15 protein-coding genes are annotated in these 15,232 nt (G+C 73.0%); 5 read left to right on the top strand and 10 right to left on the bottom strand.

Annotated elements, in window-relative coordinates; translation table 11 throughout:
• Positions 1-125: 125 nt before the first annotated feature.
• From ACFXOM_RS30800 to ACFXOM_RS30770, 7 genes are all read right to left on the bottom strand, one after another.
• The gene (locus ACFXOM_RS30800; RefSeq protein ID WP_384937535.1) at positions 126-296 is read right to left on the bottom strand and encodes a hydrophobic protein; all 171 of its coding nucleotides are present in this window, start codon (positions 294-296) and stop codon (positions 126-128) included.
• Positions 297-476: 180 nt separating this feature from the next.
• A complete protein-coding gene (locus ACFXOM_RS30795; RefSeq protein WP_385040595.1) occupies positions 477-1,361 on the bottom strand; it encodes a pentapeptide repeat-containing protein in 885 nt (294 codons plus the stop codon).
• Positions 1,362-1,615: 254 nt separating this feature from the next.
• Positions 1,616-2,560: a nucleoside hydrolase gene (locus ACFXOM_RS30790; protein WP_384937541.1), complete on the bottom strand. Its 945-nt coding sequence runs from the start codon at positions 2,558-2,560 to the stop codon at positions 1,616-1,618.
• A 66-nt stretch (positions 2,561-2,626) separates the two neighbouring features.
• Positions 2,627-3,037, bottom strand: coding sequence for a DUF742 domain-containing protein (locus ACFXOM_RS30785; protein ID WP_384937543.1), 411 nt, complete (start codon positions 3,035-3,037; stop codon positions 2,627-2,629).
• 43 nt (positions 3,038-3,080) lie between these two features.
• Positions 3,081-3,518 (bottom strand): roadblock/LC7 domain-containing protein, encoded by a 438-nt coding sequence (locus ACFXOM_RS30780; protein ID WP_384937546.1) that lies wholly within the window; start codon positions 3,516-3,518, stop codon positions 3,081-3,083.
• Positions 3,515-6,088 (bottom strand): nitrate- and nitrite sensing domain-containing protein, encoded by a 2,574-nt coding sequence (locus tag ACFXOM_RS30775; RefSeq protein WP_384937549.1) that lies wholly within the window; start codon positions 6,086-6,088, stop codon positions 3,515-3,517. The genes ACFXOM_RS30780 and ACFXOM_RS30775 overlap by 4 nt, the downstream gene beginning before the upstream one ends.
• Positions 6,089-6,132: 44 nt before the next feature.
• Positions 6,133-6,918 carry an MHYT domain-containing protein gene (locus ACFXOM_RS30770; RefSeq protein WP_384944597.1) on the bottom strand — a complete coding sequence of 262 codons (786 nt, stop codon included), beginning with the start codon at positions 6,916-6,918 and terminating at the stop codon, positions 6,133-6,135.
• Between the two features lie 167 nt (positions 6,919-7,085).
• On the opposite strand from ACFXOM_RS30770, the gene ACFXOM_RS30765 reads away from it, so the two are divergent.
• On the top strand, positions 7,086-7,685 hold the full coding sequence (locus ACFXOM_RS30765) for a class I SAM-dependent methyltransferase (protein WP_384937555.1): 600 nt from the start codon (positions 7,086-7,088) through the stop codon (positions 7,683-7,685).
• A gap of 261 nt (positions 7,686-7,946) precedes the next feature.
• Complete coding sequence (locus tag ACFXOM_RS30760) at positions 7,947-8,747, top strand: hypothetical protein (protein ID WP_384937558.1); 801 nt, start codon at positions 7,947-7,949, stop codon at positions 8,745-8,747.
• Between the two features lie 75 nt (positions 8,748-8,822).
• On the opposite strand, the gene ACFXOM_RS30755 is transcribed toward ACFXOM_RS30760, so the two are convergent.
• The 3 genes from ACFXOM_RS30755 to xylA all read right to left on the bottom strand — a co-directional run bounded on the left by ACFXOM_RS30755 (position 8,823) and on the right by xylA (position 11,037).
• Positions 8,823-9,005 (bottom strand): hypothetical protein, encoded by a 183-nt coding sequence (locus tag ACFXOM_RS30755; protein ID WP_384937560.1) that lies wholly within the window; start codon positions 9,003-9,005, stop codon positions 8,823-8,825.
• A gap of 82 nt (positions 9,006-9,087) precedes the next feature.
• Positions 9,088-9,651 (bottom strand): fatty acid desaturase, encoded by a 564-nt coding sequence (locus tag ACFXOM_RS30750; protein ID WP_385040593.1) that lies wholly within the window; start codon positions 9,649-9,651, stop codon positions 9,088-9,090.
• Positions 9,652-9,870: 219 nt separating this feature from the next.
• Positions 9,871-11,037: a xylose isomerase gene (gene xylA, locus ACFXOM_RS30745; RefSeq protein ID WP_384937566.1), complete on the bottom strand. Its 1,167-nt coding sequence runs from the start codon at positions 11,035-11,037 to the stop codon at positions 9,871-9,873.
• A gap of 117 nt (positions 11,038-11,154) precedes the next feature.
• On the opposite strand from xylA, the gene xylB reads away from it, so the two are divergent.
• From xylB to ACFXOM_RS30730, 3 genes are all read left to right on the top strand, one after another.
• Positions 11,155-12,597, top strand: coding sequence for a xylulokinase (xylB, locus tag ACFXOM_RS30740; protein ID WP_384937569.1), 1,443 nt, complete (start codon positions 11,155-11,157; stop codon positions 12,595-12,597).
• The gene (locus ACFXOM_RS30735) at positions 12,594-13,820 is read left to right on the top strand and encodes an ROK family protein (protein ID WP_385040591.1); all 1,227 of its coding nucleotides are present in this window, start codon (positions 12,594-12,596) and stop codon (positions 13,818-13,820) included. The genes xylB and ACFXOM_RS30735 overlap by 4 nt, the downstream gene beginning before the upstream one ends.
• 66 nt (positions 13,821-13,886) lie before the next feature.
• Positions 13,887-15,164 (top strand): GAF domain-containing protein, encoded by a 1,278-nt coding sequence (locus tag ACFXOM_RS30730; protein WP_384937574.1) that lies wholly within the window; start codon positions 13,887-13,889, stop codon positions 15,162-15,164.
• Positions 15,165-15,232 lie beyond the last annotated feature (68 nt).

The following is a 15,232-nucleotide window of genomic DNA, read 5'->3' as shown; positions in this document are numbered from 1 at the left end:
GGGGCTCTGACAAACTCCGTCCAGCTAGGACAGAAAAAAAGCCACCCACCCCGGGCCCTTCTTCCCCCAGAAAAAAACCCCCCCCCCCCACGACCGTACCGCGCCGGTGTTCCCTTCGCAGGGACCTACCAGCGATACCAGCGTGATCGCGTACCCGCGGCCGACGTACTGCGCAAGAGGAAGCCGAGCAGCCAGATCACCAGCACGGCGAGCGCTATCCACCACAGCAACTTCACGGCGAAACCCGCTCCGAAGAGCACCAGGGCAAGAAGCAGGACCAACAGGATCGGAACCATGTCTGCACCTCCACCCTGCGGTTGCCCCGGCCTTCTCCGACTACTCCCGTGCGGTGGTGCGCGGTGAGCCGCCCGGAGGAAGCACGCCCGGACCCACCGCACCCGGCCCGCCGTCCTGCTCGCGCCCACGGCGAGCCCGGTCGGCGGGCCCGCAGGGGCACTGCTTCCCCGGCAGGGGGGCTACCCGGGATGCCCGCCGCCACGCTCACCGGTGGGGTGGTGCTCGTCCGACCAGTGCGCCGGGCGCTCGAGGCCGTGCGGCAGGGTGGTCCGCGGGTCTCCCTTCGCCTGGTGCAACTGCGGCTGGGTGAGGAAGATGCTGCCGGTGAGGTCCGCCCCGCTCAGGTCGGCGTCCCGGAAGTCAGCGCCGAGGAGGTCGGCCAGGCGCAGGTCCGCGCCGCTGAGGTCGGCGGCGATGAGACACGATCCGCGCAGGTCGGCGCCGCGCAGATCGGCACCTGCCAACCTGGCACCGAAGAGGTCGGCGCCGCGCCGGTTCTTGCGCCGCCCGGGCTTCGCGGTGGCCCGCACGAGCTCGCTGGTGCGGGCCAGGAGCTCGCCCACCCTGCCCCGGTGGGCGGGCACGTCGACGGTGAGGAGACCGGCCGCGTCCCGCCACGTGAGGGCTTCGATCCCGTCGAGGAGGCCCCTCAGCTCGTTGTGGAGCGGCCGGGCAGCGGGCAGGGCCAGCGCTTCCGTCAGGTACCGCAGCAACTCGTGGAGTTGCCGCATCACCGGGAACACGTCGGACATCTGCCTGGCGGTGTCAGGAGCCTCCCGCCAACTGCGCCCCCCAAAGGTGACCTGGGAGACCTTCTGGCCTGCACCGAAGCAGTCGTAGACGGTACATCCGGGGAATCCGCGCTCCCTGAGCCGGTCGTGGATACCGCAGCTGAAGTCGGTACGGAGGTTGGCACAGGGCCGACCGGCGGGCTTGTCGACCGCGAAGTCGGCCGAGGCCGCGAACGGCAGCGCGACGCAGCACAACCCGAAGCAATTCCCGCAGTCGGCCCGCAGGTCGGAGCCGTCCTGCGCGGGCCGTGCGTCATCGCGTGTGTCGGGCACGTGGTCGTCCTCTCCGGTGGTGCGGTCGGTAGGGGTCCAGTGTCCCTCACCCGCGGACGGCCCCGTGCGTGACGGAGGCGCGGCCGTCCGTCGGTTTGCACCGGCCGTACCCGGCAGGCGCCCCCGCTCACCTGATGCGGCAGTACGAGAAGGCCCATGAAGAGCTTGGTGAGGGGGCTGTCCGGCCGCGGCCCGACCTTCGCGGTCCGGGCGGCACGCGGAAGCCGCCTACCGGCCCGGTTGAGGCCGGTCGTTCACGTCGCGCGCCTGCCGAGGGCGTCGACCGCACCGATCACACGGTCCCAGAACGCGTCCCGGTCCAGGCCCACCGCCACCCGCGCGTTGACGGGCCGGTCGAGGTACTGGTGCATGTCCACCACGGTCGCCCCACGCGTGTAGCGGCCGTGCAGTTCCACGACCACGCTCGCGTCCACACAGGTCACGATCGACGGGTCGATCACGCGCGCCACGGCGACCGGGTCGTGCAGCGGCGGTGCCTCGAACCCCCACAGCCGGCGGTAGGTGGAGGCGAAGAAGGTCATCAGGTCGGCGCAGATCCGGCCGAGTCCGCTGTCGAGCCCTTCGAGACGTGCGAGGACGTCGGGCGTGACGAGCGCCTGATGCGTCACGTTGAGCCCGCACATCGTCACGGGTACGCCGCTGCGGAAGACGACGTCGGCGGCCTCGGGGTCGGTGTAGATGTTGAACTCGGCTGCCGGGGTGCGGTTGCCGCGGTCCGTGGAGCCGCCCATCAGCACGATCTCGCGGATGTGCGCGACCACCTCGGGATAACGGGTCAGCAGCAGCGCAATGTTGGTCAGGGGTGCCGTCGGCACGAGCGTGACGGGCTCCGGATGACGGGTCAGGATCCTGTGCATCAGATCCACGGCGTGCTCGGGCACGGCTTCGACGGTCGGTTCACCGAAGCTCGGCCCGTCCATGCCCGACGCGCCGTGGACGTCGTCGGCCACCCGGAGCGACTGGACGAGCGGGTGGGCGCATCCTGCCGCCACGGGCACGCCGGTGATCCCGGCGGCAGTGCAGATCCGTCGGGCGTTCAGCGTCGTCTTCTCGAGCACCTGGTTGCCCGCGACGGTCGTGATCGCGAGCAGGTCGACGCCGGGGTCCCCCGCCGCGAGGAGGATGGCGACGGCGTCGTCGTGCCCGGGGTCGCAGTCGATGATGATCGGGATGGGCACAACTGCTCCTCCGCGTGGACGACGGGCCGCCAACCAGTGTGCCGTGGCCGGTGCGCCGATGGTGCGTCACAGAGCTCTGAGCCCGTCGATCACTTCACGGAGGACCCTTTCGTCCGGCAGTTGGGCGGGCGGCACGGGACGGCTCACCTTGATGTGGCCGGCTTCGAGGAGGTCACCGAGCAGGACCCGGACGACTCCGATCGGGAGGTCGGCGTCCGCGGCCAGTTCCGCCACCGACTGGGTCTCGGTTCGGCAGAGTCCGAGCAGCGCCAGGTGTTCGGGGCCGAAGAGCGACTCGCCGGCCCGGTCGGCGGACCCGGCAACGGCGTCGATGAGCGCGATGAGATCGAACCGGACGGCGCTCGGGGGCTCGGTACGGCCTCCGGTCAGTGCGTACGGGCGGACGAGAGGGCCTGCGTCGGCGTCGTACCAGCGACCGCCCGGCTCGTAGCGGTCGCCTTCCGCGCCATCGTTCATGTGCTGGTGCCTTCCTGCTCGTGGTGTGGGAGCACCGCTGTGGTCAGTCCGAGGCCGGTGGGGTGCTCGACGTGCGCGGCGGGGTGCGGAGGTGTTCGCCGACGCGCTTGACGAGCCGGGCCATCTCGTAGGCGATGAGACCGATGTCGGCGCCCACCTGGCTGAGGACGGCGAGGCAGGACCCCTCACCCGCGGCGGCGACGAAGAGGAACCCTTCGTCCATTTCGACCATCGTCTGGCGGACCCCGCCGGTGCGGAAGTGACGTCCTGCTCCCTTGGCGAGGCTGTGGAACCCGGACGCGACGGCGGCGAGGTGCTCGGCGTCCTCGCGGGTCAGACCGCCCGAAGCGCCGACGGCGAGGCCGTCACCGGAGAGCACGACCGCGTGCCGGACCTCGCCCACGCGCAGGACCAGTTCGTCGAGCAGCCAGTCGAGCTCTCCTGAGCGGTGGTGCGGGACGGTCCTCTCGTGGTCGATCATGCGTCCTCTCCTTCGGTGCCGTGGGTGGTCCGGCCGGGTGCGGCGCCGCCGCCCCGACTCCAGCCGTCTCGGTAAGCGGCCATGCGGTCCCGCGCCTGTTCCGGGGTCAGTGCGGGGGCGTCGTGCGGTGCGTCGTCGGCGGCGGTCGTCACGGGGGTCTGTGCCGTCTCGCGCAGTTGGGGGACGAGACTCGCCTGACGTACCCGACGGGGGAGGCCGCTCGAGTCCTTCTGGGGTACGGGACGGACGGAGGTCTCCGGGTGGGGACGTGGCCCGTCGTGCGGCTGCCACCGGTCGTGGGAGCGGTCCTCGCAACGGGCGCGCTCGCGCTGCCGCAGGGCGATGACACCCGGAGGCGGGTCCTCGGGGAGGGCTTCGAGGGGGCGAAGGGCGGGCGGCGCGTCGGCAGCCCGTGCGGCGTCCGTCACCGAGGCGGCTGCGAACGTCACCGTGTCGGCGTCGTCGCCCCCGGCCGGCGGGGCGTCCCCGGCCGCCCGGGTGCCTTGGAGGAGTGCTGTCGGGATGAGGACGACCGCGGTGGTCCCGCCGTACGGCGAGGGGCGCAGCCGCACCTTGACGTCGTGCCGTGCGGACAGCTTGCTCACGACGAAGAGTCCGAGGCGGTCGCTGTCGAACAGGTCGAGGGACTCGGACTGTTCGATGCGCCGGTTCGCTTCTGCGAGGGCCTCCTTCCCCATGCCCAGTCCCCGATCCTCGATCTCCAAGGCGTAGCCGTTGCCGACGGGTTCACCGCTCACCCTCACCCTGGTGTGCGGTGGGGAGAACTGCGCTGCGTTCTCGACGAGTTCGGCGATGAGGTGCGTGAGGTCGGCGACCGCGGTTCCGATGACGGAGCTCTCCACCAGTTGCCGCACCTCGATGCGCGCGTAGTCCTCCACCTCGGAAACCGCGGCGCGGACGACGTTGGTGAGCGGAACGGGCATGCGCCAAGCACGGCCGGGCGCGGCGCCGGAGAGGATGATCAGGCTCTCCGCGTGACGGCGCATCCGGGTGGTCAGGTGGTCGAGCCGGAACAGGTCGCCCAGCTCACTCGGATCGTCGGCCCGGCGTTCCATGCGGTCCAGCAGGGTGAGTTGACGGTGGACGAGGACCTGGCTGCGCCGGGCGAGATTGACGAAGACCCCGGAGATGCCCCGGCTGAGTTCCGCCCGTTCGACCGCGGCGCCCAGCGCCACGCGGTGGACCGTAGCCAGGGCTTCACCGACCTGGGCGATCTCGTCCTGTGGTGGCGGTCCTGGCGGGGCTGCCGCGTGCACGTCGACGTCCTCACCAGCGCGGAGCCGGCTCATCGCGCGCGGCAGTTCGTGGCGGGCGAGTTCCAGTGCGGTGTTGCGGAGAGTGACGAGTTCGACGACGAGTGTGCGGCCGATGCGCACGGAGATGACGAGGGAGGCGGCGACGGCGGCGAGTCCGAGGACGACTGCGGCTCCGGACGGGGTGAGGAGGCCGCTGCCGACGGTCTGCGCACGCTGCGCCGCGGCGTGCCGGGCGCCGGTCTCCACGGAACGCATCGTCGCGCGCACGGCTGCATGGGCCCCGTCCCACGTCGCGGCCGGCACGGCCTGCGTCGCCTTGCGCCCCGCGGTGGCGGCCAGGGTCCTGTCCTCGGCCTGCTCCAGGGTCCGGTAGCCGGGCCGGCCGGTGAAGGCCAGCCAGGCCGCACGCTCGGGGGCGCGGAGATCGGCGGCGGCGGACTCGGTCAGGTTGCGCCGGGTCTCGACGGCTCCAGCGAACAGCCGGAGCCGGGGGGCCGTGAACGCCCCGGCCGTCCGGGCGGAGACGAGCAGAACGTCCTCACGGGCGAGCATCTCGGCGGCACGGGAGAATTCCAGCAGGACGCGGGCGTCCACACCGGAGGCGGGGTCGTGAACGCCCGTCAGGGCGCCCGTGACGGTGAACGCCGAGGCGATGACGGAGGTGTACTGCGCGTAGACGCGGTCCCAGTCTGACGTGCGGCCGAGGACTCCGGTGCGCAGGGTACGCAGGGCGCCGGCCGCCGCGGCGAACTGCCCGAGGCGATCGCTGACGGCTGTGGGCAGACCTCCGGTGTCGGCGACGGTGTGGGTGCCGTCGAGCGTCAGTTTCGCGATGGCGGCGTCGGTGAGTTCAGCCTGCTGCTGGAGAGCGGCGGCGCGCTCGGGGGCAGGTGCGGCCGCTTGGCGCAGGGCGGCACCGCGCTCTGTCTGGAGGGCTGCCACGGCTTCGGCCAGGGGTCCGCGGATGCGCTCCTCGACGTCGTGGACCTGGCGGAGCCGGGCGAGTTGCTGTGCGGTGGTGACGGTGGCGGAACCCCAGAGCGCGAGCAGGGAGATCACGGGCACCATCAGTAGACAGAGGATCTTGGCGCGGACGGTCCTGGGACGCAGCTGCCACGGCCTGCGGCGCCGTCCGCCTGAGGGCTCCTGCCCCGGGATCGGGCCGGTTGCCGCCAAGGGACCTTCGTCCGCCGGCGGTCCGGCGTGTGCGCGCCGTCCGCGGGGTCCCGGCTCCTGGGGAGCGGCGGACGGGCGCGGCGGACGGGCGCCGTGGGTGCTGCGAGGTGTGCGCATGGCCTCCTCGTTCCGGATTTCGGGTCGGTGGGTGCGGGGCGGCGCTAGGGGGTGGCGCCGGCGGCAGGGGGTTCGGGGATTCGTTCGGCCGAGGCGTAGGCGGCGCGTTCGGGTGCGGTCGGTGTCAGGGCCACGAAGGCGCAGGTGAGGAAGAGGTAGGAACCGAGCCCCACCGCGAGGGGGAAGACGAACTGCATCGCGGTGGCCCCGGGCAGCGTCTCGGGCGACGGCTCGACGTGGATGCTCACGGCGGACATGCCGGTGTAGTGCATGCTGCTCACCGCCGCGCCCATCAGGAGTGAGGCGACCGCGACCGCCAGGGGCGCGGTGATGTGGAGCGCGGCCCACAGTGCTCCGGTCGCGGCGACTGCCGCGACCACCACGGAGAGAGCGACGAGGAGAGGGGCGAAGCGCAGGCCGCCGTGCAGGCGCAGGGCGGCCATTCCGAGGTAGTGCATGCCGGCGATGCCGAGGCCCGTGGCGAGCCCGCCGAGCGCGAGGGCCCGCGGCCGGTTGCTGCTGTGGACGACGGCGAAGATCCCCGTCCCGACGACGACGATCGCCACGAGGAGGCTCAGGAGCGTCAGTGCAACGTCGTAGTGGATCTCTGTGCCGGTGACGCCGAAGCCGAGCATCGCGACGAAGTGCATCGTCCAGATTCCGCTGCCCAGGGCGGAGGCGGCAGTGACGAGCCAGTTGCGGCGGGAGCGACCGGTCGCATCGAGCGCGCGCACGGTGCACCGCAGCGCGAGGGCGGATCCGGTGCAGGCCATCGCGTACGACAGCACGGGGGTCAGCCAGCCGAACGAGGCGTGGTCCAGGTGTCCCATGGTTCCGGGACGGTAGCCCCCGCGGGGGCGCACTACTGGGGCGCATTTCGAAAGCTGCAGGAATATGACAGAGAGGTGTTCCTGGACGATCGTGCCGCGCTCGAACGTGTGCACCGGGGTTCAAGCGGAGCAGCCATGACCGGCACGGACTGCGGGATCATGTCTTCATGACCGACGACCACTCGCACGTGCAGGACTTCTTCGGGGCCAGGGCGGCCGGCTGGGACGCACGATTCCCCGACGACGGCCCGGCCTACGCCGCCGGAGTCGCCGCGCTCGGTCTCCAGCCGGGTGACGCCGTCCTCGACGCGGGCTGCGGCACCGGACGAGCGCTGCCGGCCCTCCGGGGCGCGGTCGGCGCCACGGGCACGGTGATCGGGGTCGACCTCACGCCGGCGATGTTGGCGGAGGCGGTCCGAGCGGGACGACAGGGAGCCGGAGCGCTGTTGCTCGCCGATGCGGCCCGCCTGCCGCTGCGGTCCGGATCCCTGGACGGCGTGTTCGCGGCCGGGCTCCTCACTCATCTACCCGAGCCGCCCGCGGGGCTGGGCGAGTGGGCACGGGTCGTGCGGCCCGGCGGCCGACTGGCGCTCTTCCACCCGATCGGGCGCGCCGCGCTGGCCGCCCGCCAAGGCCGGCAGCTCGGCCGGGACGATCTGCGTGCCGAGCCCAACCTGGGCCGCGTCTTGCAGGGAACGGGTTGGCGGATGGTGTCGTACGAGGACGAGGACGCACGTTTCCTCGCCCTGGCGGTGCGTCAGGGCTGAAACGGCGCGGTTTCGACCGCGACCGTGCACACGAACGCCTGGGGATCCACCGAACTGGCCTGCCGGGCGGTTCTCACGCTCGCCCGTGAGCAGGACGAATCACCCGCGTCGGTGGCGCGCCGCCTCCTCGGACCACCCGCCGTCTGAAGCAGTTGGCTGCCGGCGCGGAAGCACACCCACCAGTTTCCTGCCGCCAACCCTCGACGGAGGCGAGACCCACTGGTTAGGGTGCGCCGACGAGGTTCGGATGGGAGGGGTGCTGTGGCCGGTACGGACGAGGCGGTCGACGACGAGCTCTACGTGCTGACAGCCCTGCTGCTCACACCTGCGCAGTTCCCGAGCGTGTTCGGCGACGACTACCCCGAGGCGTGCGCGTCGCTCGGGCTGGAGCCGTACGTCGAGGGCTACGGGTTGGTCCTCGGCCAGGACAGTGCCGGCGCCCGCTGGACGGTCGTCGTCGACGACGTCTCGCTGGTGGCCGTGGCCATCGCGTCCTGGGACTGCGGAATGGAGTACGACCTCTCCCCCAGCGAACGGTCCATCGTCGCGTCCCTCCCCGGCTGGCCGCTCGCCTTGGCGACTTCCGCGGCCGGCCTGCCCGCACCCCACGATCCGGACGAGGAGGAGGGCGGCGGTCCCGCCCTCCGTCCTCCCGACGCGGACACCTGGGGTTCCGTCCAGCGCCGCATGGGGGCCGACGAGATCGCCCAGCACTGGTCGAGCTGGCGCGAGCAGGTCACCGAGCAGGTGACGTTCGTCCAGCCGGACGCCCCCGAGGAGGAGCGGGCCACACCCCACGAAGGAGTGCGGCGCGTGCTCAAGGAACTGCACGGGTACGTGGCCGATCCGCCGCCTCCGGGCCGGGTGCGGTCCAGCTTCGCCTCGGACGGTGCACGGATGCTGCGTGCGGACGGCCCGGGCTGGTCCCTGGTCGCCAGGACCGATGACATCGCCCTGGTCCTCCTGGACGAGGAACCCGGCGAGGTCATCCCGGTGGGACGCGGTCCTGAGCTGCCCAGCCTGCTCGAAGCCCTCGACAAGATGGCGGTACGCCCGTCCTGACTCCCGGTCCGGCGCAGCCGGGGACGGGAAGGGCCCGGCTGCGCTGCGACGGCCCCGGGACGGAGCCGCTCCCGATCAGCGGCCGATCTGTTTGCGGTTGATCCGGCGGAGCCGGCGGCGCTGCGACGGGTCGAGCGCGAGGTAGGCCACCGCGGGCACTCCGACGATGATCAGCAGCGACATCCAGAACCCGATCAGCGGCCAGAGGACGAGCCCCACGACCACGCCCCCAACGGCGATCTTCGCACCTGTCGACATCTCCGAAGCCTCCTTCTGCGGCTCCTCGCCGCTGCTCCCTGGTGGGAGAACGCCCCCGCGCCACTGACGGTTCCCTCATCTCCTACCCGATCTGGCGCGCGGTCCCCCACCCACGTCGCGTAGGTGGCCGAGTGCCCTGCGGTACGAGTCGATGAGCCCGGTCTCCTCGTAGGGTATGCCGGCCCTGCGACAGTTCGGGGGCGACGTCGGGGTCCTTGTCGACGTGGTTGGGGTGGGCGTGGTGGCGGTTGTGCTTGTCGTTCCACCAGTCCTGACTCATGCCGAGCAGCAGGTTTCCGTGGACGAGCTGGAGGGCGCGGCCGACCCGCCGGTTCGGGCTGATCTGCAGGTGACCCGCGTCGTGGGCGAGGAAGGCCGCGCGGGCGGACGACAGGGAGAGCAGCACGACCAGGAGCAGCGCCCACCAGGAGGGCCCGGTGTGCACGAGGGCGGCGACGACGGCGGACAGCACGAGCAGGTTGCCGGTGACGGCGCAGGCGTACCAGGCTCTCCGGCGGTGCAGCAGTCCCTGCGCCCTGACTTCGCGCAGGAGGGGCGCGAAGTCGCTGCCCGGAGGGTCGTCGGGGCGACTGCCGGGAGGCGCCCCGGGTGGGGCGTCGGGCATGGGTACGGCGGTGAGGGACATGGGGCCTCCCGTCTTCCGGCCCACTCGCCCGGCCGGCACGTTCGACTGCAGGACTATGTTGAGCAGCAGAAACGTACGAGCAGGCACCCATGGACGCCCATGGCACCATCACCCGGGCCCGGCCGGGGGCCAGCTGGAGGACCGTACGGGGGCGGACCTCACTCCCGGTCAGTCGGATGCGGCCGGGTAGTGCGGTCCACCGCCGTCACGTGGGGGGCGTCACCCCCGCGCAGCGAGCAGGTGGTCCATCGCCAGCTGGTCGAGGCGTTCGAAGGCCATCCCCCGCCCCGCGGCCGCGGACACGTCGAATTCCTCGAAGGCGGTGCGGTCGGCGAGCAGGCCGGACAGGCCGTCTTCCGCCGTGGGGAGGGCGAGTTCGTGGAGACGGGCCGCGCGCAGTGCGTCCGCCACTTCCGGGTCCGCGCGGAAGGCCGCCGCGCGCTCCTTGAGGACGAGGTAGTTGCGCATGCAGCCCGCGGCGGACGCCCACACCCCGTCGAGGTCCTCCGTGCGCGGCGGCTTGAAGTCGAAGTGCCGCGGCCCCTGCCAGCCCGCGCTTTCCAGCAGGTCGACGAGCCAGAACGCGGCGCGCAGGTCACCCGCGCCGAACCGCAGGTCCTGGTCGTACTTGATGCCGTTCTGACCGTTGAGGTCGATGTGGAAGAGCTTCCCCGCCCAGAGCGCCTGGGCGACGGAGTGCGGGAAGTTCAACCCTGCCATCTGCTCGTGGCCGACCTCGGGGTTGACCCCGTACAGCTCGGGCCGCTCGAGTCGTTCGATGAAGGCGAGCGCGTGGCCGACGGTCGGCAGGAGGATGTCGCCACGCGGCTCGTTCGGCTTGGGCTCGATGGCGAAGCGCAGGTCGTAGCCCTGCGCGGTGACGTACTCACCGAGCAGGTCGAACGCCTCCTTCATCCGGTCGAGCGCGGTGCCGACGTGCTTCGCGGCGCCCGACTCGGCTCCCTCGCGGCCGCCCCAGGCGACGTAGACCCGGGCACCGAGCTCCACGGCGAGGTCGATGTTGCGGATGGTCTTGCGCAGTGCGTAGCGGCGCACGTCGCGGTCGTTCGCGGTGAAGGCGCCGTCCTTGAAGACCGGGTGGGTGAAGAGGTTGGTCGTGGCCATGGGGACGACGAGCCCGGTCTCGTCGAGCGCCTGCCGGAAGCGCTTCACGTGCGTCTCGCGCTCGGCCTCCGCCGCGCCGAACGGGATCAGGTCGTCGTCGTGGAAGGTGACGCCGTAGGCACCGAGGTCCGCCAACCGGCGGACCGTTTCGGCCGGGTCGAGCGCGCGCCGGGTGGCGTCGCCGAACGGGTCCCTGCCCTGCCAGCCGACGGTCCACAGACCGAAGCTGAACCTGTCACCTGGGGTGGGCCGGTAGCTCATGGATCGTTCTCCTCACGTCCGTCCCCCGCCCTATTTCGTCATTGCCCTTAACAAATTAGTATCCGGCGCAGCTCCGGGGAAGACGGAGAGCAGACGGGATCGGATCGGAGAACACCCATGGCCGTACCGGAAGGGCCGCTGGTCGTCGGCGTCGACAGTTCCACCCAGTCGACGAAGGCGCTGGTGGTGGATGTCCCCACCGGCCGGACGGTGGCGAGCGGCCGGGCCGCGCACACCGTCGCGGGTCGGGGCGGGGCCCGGGAGAGCGACCCGGAGGAGTGGTGGCGGGCCCTCGGCGAGGCGCTGAGCGGGTGCGGTGCCGCCGTCCGGCGGGCCGCGGCGATCTCCGTCGCCGGCCAGCAGCACGGCCTGGTCACGCTGGACGGGCGGGGACGGCCCGTGCGCCCCGCGGTGCTGTGGAACGACGTGCGGTCCGCACCGCAGAGCGAGCGACTGGTGGAGCGGCTCGGCGGCCCGAAGGCGTGGGCCGAGCGGATCGGAGTCGTGCCGGGCGCCTCCTTCACGGTCAGCAAGTGGATGTGGCTGCGCGAGCACGAGCCGGACGCCGCTGCGGCCTCGCGCGCCGTACGCCTCCCCCACGACTTCCTCACCGAGCGGCTCACCGGGCGGGCCGTCACCGACCGCGGCGACGCCTCGGGCACGGGCTGGTGGGCGTCGGCGACAGGCACCTACGACACGGAGGTCCTCGGGCTCGCAGGCCTCTCCCCCGCGCTGCTACCCGAAGTCATGGACCCGTTCGAGGCCGTGGGCACGGTCCGCGAGCTGCCCGGTCTCCCACTGCCCACGGGCGCCCTCGTGGCTCCCGGCACGGGGGACAACGCTGCCGCGGCCCTCGGCCTCGGTCTCCGGTCCGGGCAGCCGGTGCTCAGTCTGGGTACTTCCGGCACGGTGTTCACGACGTCCTCGCACCCTCGGGCGGATCCGACCGGCACGGTGGCCGGCTTCGCCGACGCCAGGGGCGGGTGGCTGCCGCTCGCCTGCACCCTGAACTGCACCCAGGCCGTCGACCGGATCGCGGCGCTGCTCGGCACGGACCGGGAGGCGGTGGAGCCCGGCGGCAGGGAGGTCCTGCTCCCCTTCCTCGACGGCGAGCGGACCCCTCGGCTACCGCACGCCGCCGGCCTGTTGTACGGGATGCGGCACGACACCACACCGGGCAGGCTGCTGCAGGCCGCGTACGACGGGGCCGTCTACGCGCTCCTCGACGCGCTCGGGAAGGTCGTCGCCCAGGACGACGGCGGCGACGCGCCACTGCTGCTCATCGGCGGTGGTGCGCAGGGCGCGGCGTGGCTCGGGACGGTGCGGCGGCTGTCGGGCCGGGCCGTCCGGGTGCCCAAGGCCCGCGAACTCGTCGCGCTCGGCGCCGCGGCCCAGGCAGCCGGAGTGCTCACCGGCGAGGACCCCGCTCAGGTCGCCCGCCGCTGGGGCACGGCCGACGGTCAGGCGTACGACCCGCTTCCGGTTGACCAGGGCGCTCTGGACCGCATCGCCGGCGTCCTCGCCGGCGGGGACGCACTCCTGCACGCGGAGTCCCCGTGACCCCGGCCACGGCGGGGGCATCGAGCGGCCAACCCCTCACCCAGCAGGGCATTCGTCGACGCAACCTCGCGCTGGTCCTGCACTCCGTGGCCGCCGAAGGTCCACTGTCCCGCGCGGCCGTCGCCCAGCGGATCGGGCTGACGAGGGCCGCGGTCTCCTCCCTGGTGGACGAACTGGCCCGCGCCGGTCTGCTGGTGGAGCTCGGTCCCGAACCGTCCGGCGGCGTCGGCAGGCCCGGCAGCGCCCTCATGCTCAGCGACCGCGGGCCGGCGGGGATCGGCGCGGAGATCGGCGTCGACCACCTGTCGGTCGCGGCCGTGGACCTGCGGGGGACGGTCCGGGCGCGGGCGACGGCCCGGGCCGACAACCGGGGTCGTCCCCCCGGCCCCGTCCTCGCCGAACTCGCCGCGCTGATAGCGAGGACCGGCGATGCCGTCCGGGCGCAGGGCTTGCGGCCCGCCGGAGTCACGGTGGCGGTTCCCGGCCTGGTGGCGCGCGACACCCACACCGTCGTACGGGCCCCCAACCTGGGATGGTCGGACGTCGATCTGGGAGCCGACCTACGGGACGGCCCACGGCTGACCGTCGAGAACGAGGCCAATCTCGGTGCGCTCGCCGAGCTGTGGCTCGGCGACGCTCCGGCGCTCCGGGACTTCATCCACGTCTCCGCGGAGATCGGCGTCGGCGCCGCGGTCGTCGTGGACGGGACGCTGCTGCGGGGAACCCACGGCTGCGCGGGCGAGCTGGGCCATGTCCCGGTACGGCCGGACGGGCCCCCGTGCGCCTGCGGCGGGAGCGGTTGCCTGGAGCAGTACGCGGGTGAGGAAGCCGTGCTGCGAGCGGCCGGGCTCGCCCCGTCGCGAAGGCCCGTCGACCTGCTGGCGGAACGCGCCGCCGCGGGCGACCGCGACGTCCTCGGGGCGTTGCACGGTGCGGGGGCCGCGCTCGGGATCGCCCTCGCGGGAGCGGTCAATCTGCTCGACCCGCGTGCGGTGGTGCTCGGCGGCGCCCTCTCACGGCTGTCCCCCTGGCTGGTGCCGTCCCTGGAGCGGGAGCTGACGCGTCGTACGGCCGATCCGCAGCGCCCGGACCTGACGGTGTCCCGGCTGGGCCCCGAAGGACCGCTGCTCGGCGCGGCGCACTCGGTGGTGCGCGGCGTCCTGGACGACCCCGTCGCCTACACGTCGACGACCGGCGCGTCACCGGACGCACTCGGTCCATGACCCTTGCCGCGACCGCCGCACGGCACGACGATGGGCTCGCGGGCGAACCGGCGACCGGGAGGCCGAGTGACGGACCCATGGGTGGCGTTGGAGGCCGGGGGCGACACGACGGAGCGCGGCGGAGCGCTGCGCCGGGCGTACGACGCGTTCACGGCGGAGGGACGGGTGACGCGGGCCGTGCGGCCCGTCGTCGCAGAGTCCTGGCGGCGTTGTTCCCGGGCGCACGTCGCCCCGGAGGGCGCGGCTCGCGTGGAGCTCGCCGACGACGAGCTGGGGATGTACCGCGACGGCCATCCGCTGTCACGGGTGATGCCGGTCATCCGTGAGCTCATGGGCGCCTACGCGGTCGACGGCGAACACCTCGTCGCGGTCTGCGACGCGCAGGCCAGACTGCTGTGGGTCGAGGGCCACGCCGGAGCACGCCGGCGGGCGGGTCGGATGAACTTCGTGGAGGGCTCCCGCTGGACGGAATCCGCGGCCGGGACGAACGCCCCGGGGACGGCGCTCGCCGTCGACCGCCCCGTCCAGGTCTTCGCGGCCGAGCACTTCCGGAGACCGGTCCAGGACTGGACCTGCGCCGCGGCCCCGATCCACGACCCGCACACCGGGCGGCTGCTGGGGGCCGTGGACATCACCGGCGGTGATCGGCTGGCCCATCCGCACAGCCTGGCCTTCGTGGGAGCGGTGGCACGCGCCGCCGAAGCCCAGCTGGCCCTGCTGTCACCGGATCGCCGCGCCGCCCCGGCTCGGCTGACGGCGTTGGGCCGGGACGAGGCCCTGCTGGTGGCCGACGGCCGGAAGGTACGGCTGAGCCGGCGGCATAGCGAGATCCTCGTCGTGCTGGCGCTGCACCCGGAGGGGCTGGGCGGGGAGAGGCTTCTGCTGGAGCTCTACGAGGACGAGCACGTCACACCGGTCACGCTCCGTGCCGAGCTCTCGCGACTGCGCGGCCTGCTGGGCCCGCACCTGCTGTGCTCGCGTCCGTACCGCCTGGTGGGGACCGTCGAAACGGACTTCGATGCGGTGGCACGGCGGCTCGCGTCGGGTGCGGTGGCCGCGGCACTCGGCGGGTACGCCGGTCCGTTGCTCCCCGGGTCGCGAGCGCCGGGCGTGGTGCGGCTGCGCACCCGGCTGGAGGGTCAGCTGCGCGCGGCGGTCATCGCGCGCCGCGATCCGGGGCTGCTGGCGGACTGGACGTACAGCCCCTGGGGCGAGGACGACCTGCCGGCGTGGCAGGCGCTCGCCGCGGCCCTGCCGGAGGGGCAGCGGGCGGCGACACGGGCGAGGGTGCACGCCCTGGAAGCGGAATACGGAGCGACGCCACCGCCGCGCCCGGCGCGATAGCCGTGCGGTGCCGGCGGGAAGCCGGGCCCGACGGGCAGCGGGGCTCCGCAGCGAAGGCCCGCACCCCT

Source organism: Streptomyces sp. NPDC059169 (genome assembly GCF_042755225.1).
GTDB lineage: Bacteria > Actinomycetota > Actinomycetes > Streptomycetales > Streptomycetaceae > Streptomyces.
Note: the sequence above shows the minus strand (reverse complement) of the source record. Positions and strands in the feature narration are given on the sequence as shown.

What these genes read in the sequence shown, in the direction of transcription:
- ACFXOM_RS30800 (WP_384937535.1), bottom strand. Translation starts at nt 296, where the DNA reads ATGGTTCCGATCCTGTTGGTCCTGCTTCTTGCCCTGGTGCTCTTCGGA.
- ACFXOM_RS30765 (WP_384937555.1), top strand. Translation starts at nt 7,086, where the DNA reads ATGACCGACGACCACTCGCACGTGCAGGACTTCTTCGGGGCCAGGGCG.
- ACFXOM_RS30785 (WP_384937543.1), bottom strand. Translation starts at nt 3,037, where the DNA reads ATGAACGATGGCGCGGAAGGCGACCGCTACGAGCCGGGCGGTCGCTGG.
- ACFXOM_RS30775 (WP_384937549.1), bottom strand. Translation starts at nt 6,088, where the DNA reads ATGCGCACACCTCGCAGCACCCACGGCGCCCGTCCGCCGCGCCCGTCC.
- xylB (WP_384937569.1), top strand. Translation starts at nt 11,155, where the DNA reads ATGGCCGTACCGGAAGGGCCGCTGGTCGTCGGCGTCGACAGTTCCACC.
- ACFXOM_RS30770 (WP_384944597.1), bottom strand. Translation starts at nt 6,918, where the DNA reads ATGGGACACCTGGACCACGCCTCGTTCGGCTGGCTGACCCCCGTGCTG.
- ACFXOM_RS30780 (WP_384937546.1), bottom strand. Translation starts at nt 3,518, where the DNA reads ATGATCGACCACGAGAGGACCGTCCCGCACCACCGCTCAGGAGAGCTC.
- xylA (WP_384937566.1), bottom strand. Translation starts at nt 11,037, where the DNA reads ATGAGCTACCGGCCCACCCCAGGTGACAGGTTCAGCTTCGGTCTGTGG.
- ACFXOM_RS30755 (WP_384937560.1), bottom strand. Translation starts at nt 9,005, where the DNA reads ATGTCGACAGGTGCGAAGATCGCCGTTGGGGGCGTGGTCGTGGGGCTC.
- ACFXOM_RS30750 (WP_385040593.1), bottom strand. Translation starts at nt 9,651, where the DNA reads ATGTCCCTCACCGCCGTACCCATGCCCGACGCCCCACCCGGGGCGCCT.